This is a genomic window from Jatrophihabitans sp., from assembly GCF_051960575.1.
Lineage (GTDB): Bacteria > Actinomycetota > Actinomycetes > Mycobacteriales > Jatrophihabitantaceae > JBQCEE01.
Genome location: NZ_JBQCEE010000347.1, coordinates 1 through 3226 on the forward strand (window position 1 = coordinate 1; position 3226 = coordinate 3226).

General features: G+C 73.6%; 3 protein-coding genes. 2 read left to right on the plus strand and 1 reads right to left on the minus strand.

Features of this window, described 5'->3' with window-relative positions; all coding sequences use genetic code 11:
• Window positions 1-563: 563 nt before the first annotated feature.
• Both ACTHMS_RS19330 and ACTHMS_RS19335 read left to right on the plus strand, forming a co-directional pair.
• Window positions 564-1568: a helix-turn-helix transcriptional regulator gene (locus tag ACTHMS_RS19330; protein ID WP_440308294.1), complete on the plus strand. Its 1005-nt coding sequence runs from the start codon at window positions 564-566 to the stop codon at window positions 1566-1568.
• A 21-nt stretch (window positions 1569-1589) separates the two neighbouring features.
• Window positions 1590-2099, plus strand: coding sequence for a hypothetical protein (locus ACTHMS_RS19335; RefSeq protein ID WP_440308295.1), 510 nt, complete (start codon window positions 1590-1592; stop codon window positions 2097-2099).
• 31 nt (window positions 2100-2130) lie between these two features.
• On the opposite strand, the gene ACTHMS_RS19340 is transcribed toward ACTHMS_RS19335, so the two are convergent.
• On the minus strand, window positions 2131-3226 hold a 1096-nt coding region (locus tag ACTHMS_RS19340), incomplete at its 5' end, for an amidase (protein WP_440308296.1).

Sequence of the window (3226 nt, forward strand, 5' to 3'; positions counted from 1 at the left end):
ACCGCACCGACATCACCGCGTTCGGCGGCTGGCGGGCCTACCTCGGCGGCTGACGTCGACGGACGCCGACCGACGGGGACCCGGACCGCGCGGCGCCGGTCCTAAGACGCCGATCCCGCCCGAGCGCTGCTGCACGCTCGGGCGGGATCGGTGTCGACACGCATCGCGGCTGCCAGGACTACAGCCGTGACGCTGTCAGCTCAACGGGGCCGACTAGCTCGGCCACCACCAGTCGGCCGGACGGATCGTGTGGCCAGGGTGCGTCGTCGTCGTCGAGGTCGTGGACCCCTTCGACGTCGTCGCACCCGCGGCGGCGGCTTCCACCGTCGCCGCGGCCGAGGCCACGATCCCGAGGCCGGCCACACCGGCGGCGAACCGGAGGGCCAGACGGCGTGCTCTGGTTACTCGCGCGGTACCCACAGGTGTTGCATCCTTGTGTGATGAGGCGCCGAGGCGCGGGGGTCGGACAGCTGTTCAGACTCCAGGGTCCCGGGCCGATGTGGATGTTGCAAACGATCCAGGTGGCAGCTAGCTGCCTGACCACAACGTGACGGGCGGCGGTTATGGGCGATTTCGGCGAACTTGCCGATCTCGACGTCCAGCTGTACCGCGCCGTCCTCCAGGCGCCGGGGACGACGATCGCGACGGCCGCCGCAGCGCTGGGGCGCGAGCCCGAGGCCCTCGACAAGCCGGTCACCCGGCTCGGTGAGATGGGACTGTTGCGGGTCGACGGCGAACGGCTCACCGCCGTCAGCCCGATGCTGGCCGAGGCGACCGTGCTCGGGGCCGAGGACCTGGAACTCGGCGCCCGGCGCGCAGCCCTCGAACAGCGGCGTGACGCCATCCGCCGTCTCGTGCCGGACTGGAACGACGCCCTCACCGGCGCCCTGCCCGACCAGTCGGTCGACGTGCTCACCGACCAGGCCGCGATCGGCAACGTGCTGATGCACTACGCCGACAAGTGCGAGAAGGAGCTGCTGTCGGTCGCGCCAGGCCGGCTGCCGTCGTCCCGCATCGACGGCCGCACCCGGGTCGCGAACCTCTACTCGTTGCGCCGCGGCATCAAGACCCGCGCCATCTACCAGCACGCCGCCCTTCGTGACCGCGGCACGGTCAGTTACCTCAACGAGCTGGCCAACCACGGCGCGAAGATCCGGTTCGCTCCGTCCGTGCCCGGCCGCAGCCTGGTCGTCGACCGCGTCGTCGCCCTGCTGCCGATCCCGACCCAGGATCCAGGACGCCACGGCCTGGCCATCGTGCGCGAGCCGAGCGTCATCGCCTGGGTCGTCGCGACCTTCGAGCAGCAGTGGGCAGACGCCGTGCCGCTGGAGGACGTGCTGTCGAAGCAGACCGACGACACCGAGCTCGACCAGACCCGGGCGGCCATCCTGCGGCTCATGGCCGAGGGCGAGAAGGACGAGGCCATCTCGCGCCGCCTGTCGATCTCGGTGCGCACCTGCCGGCGGCACATCGCCGAGTACATGCTGCAGGTGGGCGCGTCCAGCCGCTTCCAGGCCGGGGTGATCGCCGCGCGGGCCGGTCACACCGACCTCCCGCCCAGCGGCTGATCCGTCCCTTAGGGTCGCCGTGTGGCTGCCCTGCTGGCGCTGCTCGCCGTCACCAACCTGATCACGCTCGGCGTGCTCGGGTGGCTGCTGCTGCGCCCGTCCGGGCACGGCACGCCGGAACCCGACGCCGTCGTCCGGTCGGCGCTCGACGGCGCGCCCGCGCCCACCGGCGCGCTGGGCGTGCGGCGCATCATCACCATCGAGATCCTCAACCCGATCCAGCTCGCCGGCACGCGCGGACGCATGGCCGGTATCGCCGGGTCGCTCGTCCCGTCCATCACCAAGCGGGTCGTCTACGACCAGGCGCTCAAGCAGGTGCGCCGCGACCTCACTGCGCAGCACGCCATCGCCGACGTGCGGCTGCACACGATCCGCCCGACCACCACGGCGACGGTCGGCGCGCAGCACGCGGCGGCGGGCCCACGCACGCGGGCGATGCACGAGCCGCTCGAGGCCGAACAGCCCGCAGCGGCCGACGTCCCCGTCTACTTCGACGAGATCCGCCGGCTCGACCTGGACGAGGAGTACTGAGCCCGGATCAGCGCCCGGATCAGCGCCCGGCTCAGCCGAGGGGCGCGACGCGCCGCCACGGGCGCAGCTGCTCCAGCTGCGCCGCCAGGCCGAGCAGCTGCCGCTCCCATCCCGGACGCGCCACCAGCTGCACCGCCAGCGGCGTGCCGTCGGGCGTCTGCCCGGCGGGGACGACCATCGCCGGCCACCCGGCCAGGTTCCACGGGGCGGCGAAGGGCGCGTAGCGGGCGTCCGACAGCAGGTTGGCCAACCAGCCGCGCTCGCTCCAGCGATCGGCGCGCTTGGGCTTCTGCGCGAGCGCGGGCGTGACGAGCACGTCGTGCTTCGCGAAGAACTGCTCGGCACGGGCGCGCCACTTCGTGCGGCCCGCCTCCTTCGGCAACCCGGCCCTCATGACCAGCGACCCGACCGCGGCATGCCGCCGCACGCGCGGCTCGAGCCCCGCGGGATCGCGCACGGCGCGCGCGTCGAGCGCCGTGCCGGCCGTCCAGCGGGCGATCTCACGGGCGCCGAGGGTGGCCGGGTACGGCGCCTTCACCGCCGTCACGGCGTGGCCGGCGCCGCGCAGCAGGTCGCCGGTCGCGCGGGTGACGGCCTTGAAGTTCGCGTCGAGCGGCGTCACCGGCATCGGCACGCGGGTCGAGACGGCGATGCGCAGGGTGTCGGGCACCTCGGGCGTGGCGAGCGACGCGTCGTCCGCGATGACCGACAGGAACAGCGCGGCGTCGGCGACGGTGGTGGCGACCGGGCCGTTCTCGGCCATGTCGAACCACGATCCCTCACCGATCTCGGACGGCACCACCCCGAAGCCCGGTTTGATGCCGACCAGCCCGCAACACGCGGCCGGGATGCGGATCGAGCCCATGCCGTCGTTGGCGTGCGCGGCGGGCACCATGCCCGCGGCGACCGCGGCCGCCGAGCCGCCGGACGAGCCACCGGGCGTGCGGCTGGTGTTCCAGGGATTGCGCGAGATGCCGAACGCGCCGTCGGTCGACCCGAAGACGGCGAGCTCGGGCATGCGGGTGATGCCGACGACGAGCGCTCCGGCCGCGCGGAGCCGGTGCACGACCGGGTGGTCCGCCGTGCGCGGCGTCGCCGGTGTCGCGGCGGACCCGGACCGCGAGGGC

What these genes read in the sequence shown, in the direction of transcription:
- ACTHMS_RS19330 (WP_440308294.1), top strand. Translation starts at nt 564, where the DNA reads ATGGGCGATTTCGGCGAACTTGCCGATCTCGACGTCCAGCTGTACCGC.